Origin of the sequence: Micromonospora sp. WMMD998 (genome assembly GCF_029581235.1) — a bacterium.
Lineage (GTDB): Bacteria > Actinomycetota > Actinomycetes > Mycobacteriales > Micromonosporaceae > Micromonospora.
In genome coordinates, this window is the sequence record NZ_CP120740.1 from 1,994,881 (window position 1) to 2,009,392 (window position 14,512).

The 14,512-nt window shown below is 73.9% G+C and carries 13 protein-coding genes; 2 read left to right on the plus strand and 11 right to left on the minus strand.

Annotated features, from left to right (window positions below):
• Positions 1-34 precede the first annotated feature (34 nt).
• On the plus strand, positions 35-3,388 hold the full coding sequence (locus O7619_RS09495) for an AAA family ATPase (protein WP_282287061.1): 3,354 nt from the start codon (positions 35-37) through the stop codon (positions 3,386-3,388).
• Between the two features lie 109 nt (positions 3,389-3,497).
• Here O7619_RS09495 and O7619_RS09500 read toward each other — a convergent pair whose 3' ends face one another.
• Genes O7619_RS09500 through O7619_RS09510 form a run of 3 tightly spaced genes read right to left on the minus strand, consistent with a single transcriptional unit; the run spans position 3,498 to position 5,555 of the window.
• Complete coding sequence (locus tag O7619_RS09500) at positions 3,498-4,352, minus strand: ABC transporter permease (RefSeq protein WP_282287062.1); 855 nt, start codon at positions 4,350-4,352, stop codon at positions 3,498-3,500.
• The gene (locus tag O7619_RS09505) at positions 4,349-5,362 is read right to left on the minus strand and encodes an ATP-binding cassette domain-containing protein (RefSeq protein WP_282287063.1); all 1,014 of its coding nucleotides are present in this window, start codon (positions 5,360-5,362) and stop codon (positions 4,349-4,351) included. The genes O7619_RS09500 and O7619_RS09505 overlap by 4 nt, the downstream gene beginning before the upstream one ends.
• Positions 5,355-5,555 (minus strand): NAD(P)H-dependent oxidoreductase, encoded by a 201-nt coding sequence (locus O7619_RS09510; RefSeq protein ID WP_282287064.1) that lies wholly within the window; start codon positions 5,553-5,555, stop codon positions 5,355-5,357. Before O7619_RS09510 ends, O7619_RS09505 begins: the two co-directional genes overlap by 8 nt.
• Before the next feature lie 88 nt (positions 5,556-5,643).
• Between O7619_RS09510 and O7619_RS09515 the strand changes: the two genes are divergently transcribed.
• The gene (locus tag O7619_RS09515) at positions 5,644-6,144 is read left to right on the plus strand and encodes a GNAT family N-acetyltransferase (protein WP_282287065.1); all 501 of its coding nucleotides are present in this window, start codon (positions 5,644-5,646) and stop codon (positions 6,142-6,144) included.
• Positions 6,145-6,148: 4 nt separating this feature from the next.
• Here the strand turns inward: O7619_RS09515 and O7619_RS09520 are convergent, their stop codons facing one another.
• The 8 genes from O7619_RS09520 to O7619_RS09555 form a co-directional block, all read right to left on the minus strand.
• Positions 6,149-7,132, minus strand: coding sequence for an aldo/keto reductase (locus O7619_RS09520; protein ID WP_282287067.1), 984 nt, complete (start codon positions 7,130-7,132; stop codon positions 6,149-6,151).
• Positions 7,133-7,190: 58 nt separating this feature from the next.
• Positions 7,191-8,159 carry a DUF5937 family protein gene (locus O7619_RS09525; RefSeq protein ID WP_282288745.1) on the minus strand — a complete coding sequence of 323 codons (969 nt, stop codon included), beginning with the start codon at positions 8,157-8,159 and terminating at the stop codon, positions 7,191-7,193.
• A 189-nt stretch (positions 8,160-8,348) separates the two neighbouring features.
• On the minus strand, positions 8,349-9,200 hold the full coding sequence (locus O7619_RS09530) for an aldo/keto reductase (protein WP_282288747.1): 852 nt from the start codon (positions 9,198-9,200) through the stop codon (positions 8,349-8,351).
• 118 nt (positions 9,201-9,318) lie between these two features.
• On the minus strand, positions 9,319-10,470 hold the full coding sequence (locus O7619_RS09535) for an endonuclease (RefSeq protein ID WP_282287068.1): 1,152 nt from the start codon (positions 10,468-10,470) through the stop codon (positions 9,319-9,321).
• A gap of 38 nt (positions 10,471-10,508) precedes the next feature.
• Positions 10,509-11,048: a DUF1697 domain-containing protein gene (locus tag O7619_RS09540; RefSeq protein ID WP_282287069.1), complete on the minus strand. Its 540-nt coding sequence runs from the start codon at positions 11,046-11,048 to the stop codon at positions 10,509-10,511.
• Between the two features lie 15 nt (positions 11,049-11,063).
• Complete coding sequence (locus O7619_RS09545) at positions 11,064-11,825, minus strand: FkbM family methyltransferase (protein WP_282287070.1); 762 nt, start codon at positions 11,823-11,825, stop codon at positions 11,064-11,066.
• A 7-nt stretch (positions 11,826-11,832) separates the two neighbouring features.
• On the minus strand, positions 11,833-13,521 hold the full coding sequence (locus O7619_RS09550) for a sulfatase (RefSeq protein ID WP_282287071.1): 1,689 nt from the start codon (positions 13,519-13,521) through the stop codon (positions 11,833-11,835).
• Complete coding sequence (locus O7619_RS09555) at positions 13,518-14,366, minus strand: CDP-alcohol phosphatidyltransferase family protein (RefSeq protein ID WP_282287072.1); 849 nt, start codon at positions 14,364-14,366, stop codon at positions 13,518-13,520. Before O7619_RS09555 ends, O7619_RS09550 begins: the two co-directional genes overlap by 4 nt.
• Positions 14,367-14,512: the final 146 nt, after the last annotated feature.

Sequence of the window (14,512 nt, forward strand, 5' to 3'; positions counted from 1 at the left end):
AGGTGTCGGACCCGTCGACTAGCGTCGGGAGGCCATGGAGCCGCGGTTCGGCGAGGAGATGATCGGCCGGGAACACCCGGCGGGATTGCTGCGCGCCGAGGTGGCCCGGGTGATCGACAGCCACGGCGGCCTGGTCCTCGTCACGGGCGAGCCGGGCATCGGCAAGACCACCCTGGTCTCGGCCGCCGCCGGCGAGGCCCGCCGGCGCGGGGCGCTGGTGTTCGGCGCCGCCTGCTGGGACTCCGACACCGCCCCCGACCACTGGCCCTGGTTGCAGGTGCTGCGCCGGTTGGCCCGGTCCACCGACGTCCCGCCCGCCGCGCGGGAGGCCGCCGCGGCCGGGCAGGCGGCCCTGCTCGGCGAGCACGAAGCCGCCGACGCCGCGATCGCCGACCGCGGCGGCCCGGCCGACGACGGCGAGCGGGCGGAGTTCGTCCGGCACGACGCGGTGACGAGCGCGCTCGTCACCGTCGCCCAGCACCGGCCCGTCGTGGTGGTCCTCGACGACCTGCACTGGGCCGACCCGGCGTCGCTGCGGATGCTCCAGTTCGCCACCCAGCACACCTGGTTCGAGCGGCTGCTGCTGATCGGCACCTACCGCGACGCGGAGGTCGAAGCCGGCGACCATCCGCTGCGTCCGCTGTTGCTGCCGTTGACCGCGAAGGCCACCACCGTCACGTTGGCCGGCCTGGACCGCGACGAGGTGGCCGCGCTGATCAGCCGCACCGCCGGCCGGGAGCCCGGCGCGGGCCTCGTCGACGAGGTGCACCGGCGCACCGGCGGCAACCCGTTCTTCGTCGAGCAGACCGCGCGGCTCTGGCACACCGGTGGTCTCGCCGACACCATCGCACCCGGCGTGCGGGAGGCGGTGCGCCGCCGGCTCGACCAACTGCCCGCCCCGGTGGTCGAGGTGCTGACCGTGGCCGCCGTGCTCGGCCGCGAGTTCCACCGGCAGACGCTCGCCGGCTGCGTACCCGGTCCGGCCGCGCAGGTGGACCGGCTGCTCGACCGGGCCGCCGCCGCTCGGCTGGTGCTGGCCCGGGGCGGCGGCCGGTTCGCCTTCGTGCACGACCTGGTCCGGGAGACGCTCTACGACGGGCTGCCCGAGGACGACCGGCGCACGCGGCACGCCGCCGTGGTCCGGGCCGTCGACTCCGACCCGCTCGCGGGCCGGCTCATCCCGGCCGACCTGGCCCGCCACGCCTGGCTCGCCGGCGCGGAGCTGGACCCGGTACGCGCCGGTGACCTGCTGCTGGCCGCCGCGCGGGACGCGAGCGGCCGGCTCGCCGTGGCGGAGTCGGTGCGGCACTTCCGGCGGGCGCTCGACGTCACCGACGAGCCGGTCCGGCGGGTCCGGGTGCTGCTGGAGATGGCCGGCCTGCTGCATCACGCCGGGACGCCGGGGGAGGCCGAGCCACTGCTCGTCGACGCGGCCACGCTGGCCCGCGGGCTCGACGAACCGGTGCTACTGGCCCGGGTGGCGCTCACCGTCCACGGCCAGCACGCGGCCACCCGCCGCCGGCTCGACGCCGACGCGCTGGTCCGGGAGGCGTACGCGGGGTTGATCGGCCCGCCCGACCCGCAGCGGTCGACGCCGGCCATGGTCACCGACCTGATCACCGCCACCGAGACGTTGGCCCGGCACGGCCGCGACGACGAGGCGCTCACCTTCAGCCTGTGGGCCCGCCACGACACCACCTGGGGGCTCGGCACCGCGCCGGAGCGGGCCGCGGTCACCGCGGAGATCCGGGAGGTGGCCCGCCGTGGCGGCGACCGGGACACCGAGTTGTGGGCCACCTCGCTGCGCTGGGTGGCGCTGCTGGAGCTGGGCGATCCGGGCTACCGGCACGAGCTGACCGCGTTCGTCGCCGGCTGTCGCGCGGGTGACGTGGCCCGGCAGCGGATGGCGGCGGCCATCGACAGCGGCATCATCGCCGCGTTCCAGGGTGACTTCGCCGCCGCCGAGGCCAACTATGCCGAGCTGGACGGCTATGGCGAGTGGGAGCACTCCGAACACGCCTTCATGGCACACCACCTGCGCTGGTCGCTGCTGGTGCTGCGGGGGCGGCTCGCCGAGGCCGAGTCCCTGCTCGACCGGCCCGGCCCGGCCAACCACCCGCAGGTGGAGCTGCTCCGGGGGATCACCGCCGCCGAACGCGGCGACGCGGCGACCGTACGCCGGATCATCGGCGGGATCGAGGCCGCCGGGACCGCGTACCCCCGACCGGTGTCGACGTTGTGGCTGCGGCTGCGGGCCCAGGCGGCGGCCGTGGACGGCGATCCCCGCCGGTGCGCCGAGGCGCGGACGGCCCTGGCGCCCCACCGCGGGGGGTGGTTGGTGGCGTTGTTCGGCTGCGACATCGGCGGTCCGGTCGACCTCTGGCTGGCCGTGGTGGACGCGGCGGAGCGGCGGTGGGACGACGCGGTCGCCGGCTACGCGGCGGCCCGGGACACCGCCGACCGGCTCGGCGCCCGGCCCTGGTCGGTGCTGAGCCGGGCCGGGCTGGTCCGGGCGCTGGCCGGGCGCGACGGGCCGGGCGACGCGGCCGAGGCGGCGCGGTTGCGGGCCGAGACGGTGGCGCAGGCGCGGGCGCTGGGCCTGGCCCAGGTGGTCGAGCGGCTGGCCGAGGCGTCCGCGCCGGACGTGGTCCCGGTGGGGCGGCTGGCTGCGGCGTCCGCGCCGGACGTGGGTTCCGTGAAGCGGCCGGCGGCGGCGACGCTGGACACGACGCAGGACCGGCCGGCCGGGGCCGGGCGCCCGGCCCCGGACGGTACGGCCGGGCAGGCGGTCCCGGGCGGGACGGCCGGGCAGGCGGGTGTGCCGGTCGACGCGGGTGCGGGTGGGCCCGAGTTCTGCTTCGACGGGTCGGTGTGGCGGCTCGCCTACGCGGGCGCGGTGGCGCACCTGCCCGACGCGAAGGGTCTACACGACCTGCGGCTGCTGCTGAGCCGGCCGGGCGTGGACGTGCCCGCGGTCGAGCTGCTCGACCCGGCGGCCGGCGCGGAGCTGGTCGCCGCCCGCCGGCTCGGCGCCGACCCGGTGCTCGACGACGAGGCGAAAACCCGCTACCGGCAGCACCTGAGGCGGCTCGACGAGGAGATCGACCGGGCCGCGTCGCGCGACGACACGCGGCGGCTGGCCGCCCTGGACGCCGAGCGCGCGGCTCTGCTCGACGAGTTGCGCGCCGCCGCCGGGTTGGCCGGGCGCACCCGTCGGCTCGGCGACCAGGCCGAACGGGCACGTAAGGCGGTGAGCGGCCGGATCCGGGACACGCTGCGGCGGATCGAGCAGCGGCACCCGGCGCTCGCCGCGCACCTGCGCGAGTCGGTCACCACCGGCGGCACCTGCCGCTACCTGCCGGCCGAGCCGGTGTCCTGGCGACTCTGACCGACACCGTTACGCCGGGCCCCCGCCCGCTGAGCCCTCGCCTGACCCGGTGCGCTCGCCCGCCGCCCGCCGCCGACCATCGAGAGCGAGCTGGTGTCGATCAAGAAGGTCAGCGGCGGTTGTAGCGGCGCATGGTCAGGGTGCCGAAGACCACCACGAAGCCGGCGCTCCACAGCAGCAGCCACATCGTGTTCGTGGCGTCCGTGGAACCGGCCATCACGGCCCGGACCGAGGCGACCAGATGGGTGATCGGATTGACTTTCACGAACGCCTGCAACCAGCCCGGCATGGTGGCGGGCTCGACGAACACGTTGCTCAGGAACGTCAGCGGGAACAGCACCATCATGCTGACGCCCATCACCGACTTCTCGCTGCGCAGCACCAGGCCGAAGAACGTCCACACCCAGGAGAACGCGAACGAGAAGACCACCAGCAGGCCGATTCCGGCGAGCACCCCGAGCAGGCCGCCGTCGGGGCGGAACCCGAGCACCAGCCCCACCCCGAGGATGACGACCGCGGCCAGGATGTAGCGCAACACGTCGCCGAAGATCATGCCGACGAGCGCCGCCGGCCGCCACACCGGCAGGGTACGGATGCGGTCGAAGACGCCCTTCTCGATGTCGTTGTTCAACCCCACCCCGGTATACATGGTGATCATCACGACGCTTGTGACCATGATGCCGGGCAGGAAGAACTGGAGGTACGCCCGCGGGTTGTCGGCGAGCGCGCCGCCGAACAGATAGGTGAACATCAGCACCATGATGATCGGGAACGCGGTCACGTCGAACAGTTGCTCCGGCACGTGCTTGATCTTCAGCACGGCCCGCCAGCCGAACGTCAGCGACGCGGCGAGCGCGCTCGGCCGGGCCGGTCGTTCGGTGGGCGCGAGCACGGTGGCCAGCGCCTCGGTGGAGGGCACGTAGACGGAGGGCGCCGGCCCGGTGGTGGTCACGGTGTCGCTCATCGGGCTGCCTCCAGCTCGTCGTCCCGTGCGTCCGCCTCGACGGCCGGGTGGTCGGTCAGGGCCAGGAACACCTCGTCCAGGCTCGGCTGGCCGAGGGAGAAGTCGTCCACCACGATTCCGGCCCGGGCCAGCTCGCCCAGCGCGCGGGAAGCCTGCTCGCCGGCCTCCAGGTCGGTGCCGTCCTCGCCGACCCGGGCGGTGAGCGCCACCGGGTCGGCCGCGAGCTGCACCGGCACGTTCAACACCGTCCGCAGCACCTGCTCGGCCCGGGGCCGCTGCCCGGCGTCGCGTAGTCGTACGTGGACGGTGCCGGACCCGACCGACGACTTCAACTCGCCCGGGGTGCCCTCCGCGATCACCCGGCCGTGGTCGACCACCGCGATCCGGCCGGCGAGCTGGTCGGCCTCGTCCAGGTATTGCGTGGTCAGCAGCACGGTGGTGCCGTGTGCGACCACCGCCCGGACGATCTCCCACACCTGGTTGCGGCTGCGCGGGTCCAGCCCGGTGGTCGGCTCGTCCAGGAACAGCAGGTCCGGCGTGTTCAGGATGCTCGCCGCGATGTCGATCCGCCGCCGCATCCCGCCGGAATACTTCTTCACCTGCCGGCCCGCCGCCTCGGTCAGCCCGAACGCCGCGAGCAACGCCTCGGCCCGCTCCCGTGCGGCCGGACGGCTCAGCCCGAGCAGCCGGCCCAACAGGATCAGGTTCTCCGCGCCGGTCAGGTCCTCGTCGAGCGAGGCGTACTGGCCGGTCAGGCTCATCCGGGCGCGGACCGCGTCGGCCTCGGTGACGACGTCGTGGCCGAAGACCCGGGCCGTGCCGCCGTCGGGGCGCAGCAACGTCGCCAGCACGCGCACGGCGGTGGTCTTGCCGGCGCCGTTGGGACCGAGCATCCCGTACACGGTGCCGGCGGGGACCCGCAGGTCCAGCCCGTCGAGCGCCCGGGTCGAGCCGAACGACCGGACCAGGCCGTCGGCCTCCACGGCCAGGCCGGTGTTCCGGTTACTCATGATCGCTACCTCTCTCCGTGGGTGGTTCCACGGTCATCCCGTGCGGCGCGGTGAACGCCGTCCGGAGCTGGTCGACCGCGTGCAGGCCGACGGACCGGCAGCCGTACGCGACGTCGATCGCCTGTTTCAACGAGGCCGGCAAGCTGTGGTTGTACTCCGGGGTGACCACGACGAACGCCACCGCCCGCGCCACCTGCCGGCCTCACCCACCAGACGCCAGAAGGCCCGCCAGATCCGATCTGGCGGGCCTTCTGTCAGGGGGTCCTGGTCCAATCGACGGCATGAGCGAGGTACGCATCGTGCGATGGAGCGCCGACGACCTGGCGCTGCTGCAAGCGCTGAACAGCCCCGAGGTGCGGGCGCACACCGGCGGCCCGGAGACCGACGAGCAGGTCCGCGACCGGCACGAGCGTTACGTGCGCGGCCCCGGCCCGCGCAGCGGCCACATGTTCGCCGTGGTCACGCCGGACGGGACGAAGGTGGGCAGCGTCGGCTTCTGGCCGCGCGAGTGGCACGGCGAGCCGGTCTACGAGATGGGGTGGGCGGTGCTCCCCGGGCACCAGGGTCGGGGGCTGGCCACCGCCGCGGTGCGCGCGGTGGTCGAGGCCGCCTCGGCGGTGGGTGATCGCCGCAACGCGCACGCCTATCCGTCGGTGGACAACCCGGCGTCCAACGCGGTCTGCCGCAAGGCCGGCTTCACGCTGCTCGGCGAGACGGAGTTCGAATATCCGCCGGGCAGCCTGATGCGTTCGAACGACTGGCGGATCGACCTGACGGGCTGACCGGTCAGTGCGCCGCGTCCAGCCGGGTCCGCTGCGCGGCGGTCAGTTCCAGGTCCACCGCGCCCAGGGCCTCGTCCAGTTGTGCCACCGAGGAGAAGCCGACGAGCGGGATCGCCGGCGACTCGCCGCCCATCAGCCAGGCCAGCACGACCTGGTTGACCGTGGCGCCGGTCTCGGCGGCCACCGCGCGCAGCGCCGCCAGCCGCGCCGGGGTGCCGGGCAGCGCGTACGCCTCGCTGAGCCGCTCCGGCTTCGCGTACGCGCCCTTGAGCAGCGGTGAGTACGCGACCAGGGTGAGTTGCGGCTCGGCCCGCAGGTAGCTGGCCAGGTCGGGGCCGACCCAGCCGATGTCGCCGTCCGGGTCGAGGTCGCTCGGCAGGTCCACCCGCGGCGGCAGGTAGCTGCGGTGATATTGGAGCACCTCGTATCCGGGCAGGCCGGCCGCGGCGGCGAGGGCCCGCGCCCGCTCCACCCGCCAGGCGCGGTGGTTGCTCGCGCCGAGCAACCCGACCGTGCCCTCGGCGACCAGATCGGCGAAGCCCTCGACGGTTTCCCGCAGCGGGACGGTCCGGTCCTCGATGTGGGCGTAGAGCAGGTCGATCCGGTCGACGCCGAGCCGTTCCCGGCTGCGCTCGGCGGACTCGCGGATCACCTTCGCCGACAGCCCCTCCGGGTTGTCCAGGTAGCTGGTGCCGGGGGCGAGCGGACGGGCGCCGAGCTTGGTGGCGAGAACGATCTCGTCGCCGATCCCGCGGCTGCGCCGCCAACGGCCGAGCAGCGTCTCGCTCTCCCCGCCCTGGCCGCCGTTGTGCCAGAAGGCGTAGTTGTCCGAGGTGTCGACGAACGTGCCGCCGGCGGCGACGTAGCGGTCGAGGATGGCGTACGAGGTGGCCTCGTCGGTGGCGGTGCCGAACAGCATCGCGCCGAGACTGAGCACGCTCACCTGCCGGCGGGTGGCCGGGTCGGTGCCGATGGTGCGGTAACGCATGGAAGTTCCTCCCCGTCGGAGCGTTTCCGCCAGCCTGCCCCTTCGAGCGCGCGCGAAGTCAAACCCCGACCAGCGGCCGGCCGACCAGCGAGTCGCCGGAGGTCGAGCGTTGGTAGAGCACCAGGTGCTGGTCCCGCCGGCGGCGCACCAGGCCGGAGCGGAGCAGCACGCCCAGGTGGTAGGAGACGGTGGCCGGCGCCAGGTGGTGCCGCCGGCTCAGCTCACCCGTGGAGCGTGGCACGTCCAGATCGGCGAGGATGTCGGCCCGGCTCACCCCGACCAGGTCGCCGAGGCGTCCCCGGCGGCCGGGCGGCGGACTGGCAGCCGGGTAGGTCAGCACGGCGTCCCGGGCGTCGCAGAGCTGCACGGTGACCTGCGGCCAGGCCAACACCGAGGGGGTCACCACCACCTCGGTGTCGGACAGCGTCGTCTCGGTGCGGAACCGGCTCTCGACCGTCAGCGCCCCGGCCGTCCAGTGGATCGTCGGGTGCAGGTCGTCGAGCAGGCTACCGACCCCGCCGGCGGCCATCCGGGTGGCCCGCTCGGCCAGCTCGGCGTCCAGCAGCGTGCGCACCTGCGGCCACCGGTCGGCCAGGGCCTCCTGCCAGAACCGGCGCAGGCCCGCCGACACCCGCGTGGCGAGTGTGCCGTCGGCCACCGCGGCCCGCACCGTCGCAGGCGCCGGACGGCGGCCGTAGCGGGCCGCGACCTGCGCGGCCACCTGCTCGGCCGGGGTGGCCGCGATCGCCGCGAACTGTCTTTCCAGGACGGTCGCCGAGGGACCCGACGCCGGCTTCGGAGTGAGCAGGTCCGGCATGTAGCCGGGCTGGCCGACCGGGGTGAGCAACTGCGCCGCCAGTGCCGTGTCCGGGTGGCGCAGCGCGGCGCGGGCGACCGGACCCGGGTCGCCGTGGACCGGGTGCCCGGACCGGGTCAGGGCGACCCGCATCCAGTGCGTCGCCTCGGCGACCGGCGAGGCGGCCAGCCGGAGCCGGGACAGGCTGAGGCCGTCCAACCGCGCGACCATCACGCTCGCAGCGTACCGGGGCGCCGGCCGGCGCGGGGGCACCGTTCGAGCAGGATCGAATCATTACCACTCGATGGATGTGCCGGTATGCAATGGCTGGGCGCAGGGTTCGGCGGGTCGGATCTGACGGGGGTCGGCCCGCCGCAGGGCGCGGAGGAGGGGCCGCGTCGGCCCCTCCTCCGGCACTGCTCAGCTCGGCACGTAGTCGAACGTGTCCGGGTTCGGGCCCTGCCGACCGGCCTCGCCCTTGTCCAGCGCGGTGAGCCGCTCCATCGCGGCGTCGTCGAGCGTGAAGTCGAAGATGCCGACGTTCTCCTCGATCCGCTTCGGCGTGGTCGACTTCGGGAAGACGATGTCGCCGCGCTGCACGTGCCACCGCAGCACCACCTGGGCCGGGGTCCGACCGGCCTGCTCGGCGACGTCGACCACGGTCGGGTCGTCGAGCACCTTGCCCTGCGCGATCGGCGACCACGCCTCGGTGAGGATGGTGTGCGACAGGTCGTACGCCCGCACCTCCTCGTTGCCGAAGTAGGGGTGCGCCTCGATCTGGTTCACCGCCGGCACCACGTCCGCCTCGGCGGCCAGCCGCTCCAGGTGCGACACCTGGAAGTTGGACACGCCGATCGACTTGACCTTGCCGTCGCGCTGAAGCTCCTCCAGCACCTTCCAGGTGGAGACGTAGTCGCCGTCGTAGAGCGTGGGCAGCGGCCAGTGGATCAGGAACAGGTCGAGGTAGTCGAACTTCATCTCGTGCAGCGACTGCTCGAACGCCTTGCGGGCGTCGTCCGGGCGGTGGAAGCCGTTGTTGAGCTTGCTGGTGACGAAGACGTCGCCCCGGTCCAGCCCGGAGGCGCGTACCGCCTGCCCCACCTCGGCCTCGTTGCCGTACATCTGCGCGGTGTCGATGTGCCGGTAGCCGACCTCCAGCGCCGTGCCGACCGCCCGGGCGGTGTCCTTGGGGTCGATCTGGAACACCCCGAAGCCGAGCTGCGGGATGGAGTTGCCGTCGTTGAGCGAGATGTCCGGAACGCTGATGCCCATGTCGTGTCTCATCTCCGATCGTTCGGGGGCCCGGAAGCGCTTTCACGTGGCGGCTCCCGGGTCGTGCCACCCGGTCTACCTACCCGATCGGGGGGCATCCTCACATCTGAGACATCCGTCACCCCCAGATCGCCCGCGCCCACTCCGGGTGGTCGACGAACGGGTTGCGGTTGCCCTGCCAGCGCTCGTAGATGCGTTGGTTGCGGCGCTGCTCGAAGGCGTCCGGCGGGTCCTGGTCGTGCCAGGCCAGCAGTTTGGTCAGCCGCCCGAGCCGGGGCGTGCTGCCGTTGGCCACCGAGTCGTTCGGCTCCAGGTCCGGCCAGCCGTCGTCGCCCTCGTACCGGATCGCCATGTAGAGGATCATCCGGGCGACATCGCCCTTCACCGCGTCGCGGGGCTCGAACGAGTCGGCGTCGGTGTAGCAGCCGGGCGCCTGGGCGACCGCGCTCCCGCCGGTGTCGAAGTCCTTGTTGCCGCGGGCCGAGTTGACCGACACGTCCTCCGGTCGCAGATGGTGCACGTCGGTCCCGGGTCCGGTGGCGGTGCCGAAGTCACCGTGCGACTTGGCCCAGACGTGTTCCCGGTTCCAGTCGTCGACGCCGCCGCCGTTCGCGGTCTTGCTCTGTGAGCGTCCGCTGTAGAGCAGGATGACGTTGGCCGGGTTCGCCGGGTCCTGGTCGGTGTCCTTGAGCGCCTCCCACACCTGGTCGTAGGTGAGCCGGGTCTGCGTCCTGATGATGGTGTGCAGGGCGGTGCGCAGCGCCGGCCCGGTCTTGCCGGCGGCTGCCGCGTAGTAGGCGCTCGACGAGGTGGTGGGGCTCGGCGTGGCGCCGCCGCCCAGGCTCATCGTGCTGGGGTTCTTCAGGCCGCCGTGGGCGAAGTAGGCGGTCAGGGTGCCGGTGGCGGTAACCTGCCGACCCCGCAGGGACGGGTTGGTCAGCAGCCCGAAGCTGTTCCGCCAGGCGGCCGTCACCTGCACGTACAGCATCCGGGCGGTGCTGGTCTCGCCGGCCTGGTCGGCGATCGCGATCGCGGTGTCCGCGGTGTAGCCGGACGTGATCACCGTGGTCGTGGCTGTGGGCTGGCCGACGACCCAGCCGGCGACGGTGGCGGTGCGGCCGTCCTGGGCGGCGAGCGCCTGCGCCACGGTCAGGGTGGCCGCCGCCGACGCCGCGTTGGTCACCACGAGTGGGGTGGTGACGGTGACGGTCAGCACGACCGCCGTGATCAGCCGCCCGGGTCGCGAGCGGGTGATGCTCCTGATATTCATGACCGACAATGCTAGTGGTTGTCGGTGGACAGCCGCGCTCAGTCGGCGGTCAGGTCGCGCAGGGCCAGCACCGACTTCCAGTTGCGGGCCGTCGCCACCACGCCCAACTTCTTCTCCAGGTACGCGGTGGTGAACTTCGTCCGCCCGTAGTTGCCGGTCCGGTAGTGCAGGTGCACCTCCCGGCCGGTCACCGCGTACTCCAGGTCCTCGCCGGCCGGCACCGCCAGCTCGCCGACCCGCGCCGGCTCGGGCGCGGCGGACAGGAACGTCACGAGCACCCGGGTCGGGTCGTCCTGACGTCCGGCGTACGGGTTGGCGGCGACCACGGCGGCCAGCTCGCCGCCGTCGCGGACCAGGACCGGCACCCGCAGGCCCAGCTCGTCGGCGAGCCGCTTCGCGATGCCCTCGGCCAGGGTCTCGGCGCGGGCCGGCGGGCTGCTGAGGACCACGTTGCCGCTCTGGAGGTAGGTCTTGACGTCGGTGTGCCCGAGGTCGGCGACGACGCGGCGCAGGTCCGCCATCGCCAGCCGGGTGGTGCCGACGTTGACGCCCCGCAGCAGGGCGGCGTAGCGAGCCATGGCCGCCAGCCTAGATCAGGCCGACGCCAACCGGGCGTAGACGTCGCCGGAGCGACCGGCCGGACGGTACGCCTCCAGCAGCCGCACCAGGCCGGCGGCGTCCAGCCACTCGTCGGCGGCGAAGCGCATCGTCTCGACCGGCGAGTAGTTGTAGCGGTAGCCGCCCGCCCGCGCGCCCAGCCGCTCCACCAGGTCGAGCGCGCTGAGCGCGGCGTCGTGCGCCGGCGGCAGGTATTCGAAGGAGAGCCCGCGCACCGGCCGGCTCAGCCCGGCCAGCACGTCGACCTCGAAGCCCTCCACGTCGACCTTGCAGAACGCCGGTACGCCGTGCCGGGCGATCAGGTCGTCGAGCGTCACCACCGGCACCTCGACCGACCGGTCCCACCGCACCCCGGCGAAGCTCGGGTCGGCGGTGACCGAGTCGATCCAGGACGACGACATGGTGGACACCGTCGGCGTCGCCGACGACAGCTCCAACCGGGCCCGCCCGGATCGGGCGCCGACCGCGGTCGGTTCGATCACGACCCGGGCGTCCCGCCCGAAGGCCAGCCGCAGCACCCGCAGGCAGTCGGGCTGCGGCTCGACCGCGACCACCCGCGCGCCCAGCCGCCGCCAGGTGCGTACCCGGCCGCCGACGTGGGCGCCGATGTCGAAGCCGAGGTCGCCGGGGGAGAGGAACCGGCCGTAGAGGGCGCGGGCCCGCCGGTGCTTGGCCGGCTGACCGTGGTAGATGGCCAGGGACCTGGTGATCCCCCAGGCCCGTGCGAGCACCGTCACGACGTTCCTAACTGTGAGTCGTGGACTGCGGTCCGAAGGCCCGCAGGAACCGGTCGCGGAACGCCTCCATCGGCCACACCGGGGCGTCCGGGCCGGGGTTGAGGCCGTCCTGCCAGCGCCAGCCGGAGATCTGGTCGAGCACGGCCGGGTCCTTGGCCACGATGGTGATCGGCACGTCCTTGCCGGCCCCCTCCCCGGTGATCGCCCGGGCCGGCTGGTGGTCGCCGAGGAAGACCAGGACCAGGTCGTCGTCGCCGTACCGCTCCACGTAGGAGACCAGGGTACGCAGCGAGTACACGATCGAATTCCGGTACGCCCTGCGGGTGCCCTCGTCCGCGCGGTCGGCGTGGTTGGTGCCCTGGAAGACCGACCCGTCGCCGAGGGAGTCCCAGTCGACGAGCTTCGGCACCGGCGTCCACGGGATGTGACTGGAGAGCAGCGGGATCTCGGCCATCACCGGGGCGTGCCCGGGCGTCCGCTCGGCGCGCTGGAACGCCTCGAGCGTGAACTGGTCCGGCGGCGAGGAGAAGCTGAACGTCGGCCCCCGGTAGCCCAGGTCGTTCGCGCCGTAGACCTGGTCGGCGGCGAAGAAGTCGGCCTCCGGCCAGGCCCGGGTGAGGGCCGGCATGACGAGCGAGGTCCGCCACCCGGCGCGCTTGAACGCGCCGTTGAGCGTCAGGTGGTCGCTGTGCACCAGGTTGGTGTAGCGGAGCTGGTTGTCGGCCCGGATGCCGGTCATCAGCGTGGCGTGGGCCAGCCAACTGCCGCCGCCGGTGGTGGACGAGGTGAGGAACGCGCTGCGGCTGCCGTAGCCGGCCGCACCCAGCCGCCGGGTCCCCTCGTCCAGCGCGGCGTCCACCTCCGGGGCCAGCTCCGGGTCCTCCACCGCCACCCGGCCGTAGCTCTCCACGAACGCGACCAGGACGTCCTTGCCGCGCAGCCCGGTCAGCAACTGGTCGCCGGGGGTGTCCCGGAACGGGTCGCCGGCGAGCTGGGTACGCAGCCGCTCCTGGTCGTGCAGGCCGGCGTTCACCTGCCGGCCGCGGTCGTACACGCCGGTCGCGACGGTGTCGGCGGCGATCGGCAGCCCCGGCACGATCTGCGCGCCGAGCACGGCGCAGGCGACCCAGACGGCGCCGAGCGCGGCGGCGGCGCGGGCGCTCACCACCCGGTGGCCGGCCACCACCCGGGCGAGCCGCCGCACCGACAGCGCCACCAGCACCGGTACGGCGAGGACCGCGCCCACGGCCACCGCCACGGCGGCCACCTCGGCGGCCGACCCGTACGACTCGGACAGGAACTCCGCGCCGGCGGCGAGGAAAGCCCAGTCGGAGATCAGGTCGAAGGGGCGGTCCAGGACGGTCGAGAAGCCCAGGTCGGTGATCTTCAGGACGAGGACCAGGCCGAGCAGCGCGCCGAGCACGGTGGCCACGATCCGGCGCGGCTTCGGCGGCAGCACCAGGAGCAGGGCGACCGCGATCAGCCCCTCCACCGGGATGCGCAGGAACGCGGCGGGGGTGAGGTCGTTGACGTCGGTCGGCGCGACGAGTGCGACAAGTACGAGCCCGGCGGCCAGCACGGTGGCCGCCACCGATCGGATCCGGCGGTGCCGGCCACCCAGGTCGGCGGCCTGGCCCGCGGTGCCGTCGACCGGGCCCGTGGTGGCGTCGGGCACGGTCGCGTCGGCGCCGGTCACGAGCGCCGCCCGCCGACCTCGGCGCGGCCGACAAGCACGGGGGCGCCGGGTTCCCAGCCGGTTCGGCGAGCCGCCGGCACGGGAGCACGCATCGCCGCCGGACGGGCGACCTCCGGGCGCGCGACCTCCGGACGGGCGGGCTCCGAACGCACGGCCGCCGGGCGGACGGCCGCCGGACGGGCGAGCTCTTGTCGGACGGCTCGGGCGCGGTGCCGCCACAGCCAGAACACGTCGCGGCCGAACGACTCGACGAGCAGTGCGAGCGCGCCGACGAGCACCGCGACGGCCAGCGGCGCCGGCAGCACCCCGGCCGCCACCACGGCCAGCGCGATGCCCTGGGTCGCGGCGACGGTCTTGCGCCAGTAGCGGGGCGGCAACGAACCGTGCAGCCAGGGCAGCGCCCAGCCGGCCGCGACGAAGGCGTACCGCATCGCGCCGATCACCAGCACCCACGGTCCCACCTGGCCGGTCACGTACGCGCAGAGCACCAGCACGAGGAAGGAGTCGACCTCCATGTCGAACCGGGCGCCGAGCGCGCTCACCGTGCCGGTGCGCCGGGCCACCTGCCCGTCGACCCAGTCGAGGGAGAGCGCGACCGCGGTGAGCCCGACCAGCGCCGGAACCGCGATCGGTCGGCTGAACGAGTCCACCACCAGCGCGGTCACGCCGCCGGCCAGCGTCGCCCGAACCAGCGTCACCCAGTCGGCGGGTCCGAGCCGGTCCGCGCCCGAGCGGCGTCGGCCACGGTCGAGCACGGCGAGCAGCACCATCCCGTAGGCGAGGCCGGCCGCCCAGCCCGCCCGGCCCAGGCCGACGGTGCCGGCGAGCGCCGCCAGCACGCCCACCTGGAGGATCGCCCCCGCGAATGGATCAGTCCGAACCACTGACACTGTGCCTCCGAGTTGCGCGCCCACGACCCACTGGTCTGTACGAAGAACATGCCCGAACGGTTCGGTCTGATGCGCGGGTCGGGGCTTTCTTCGTTTGCACG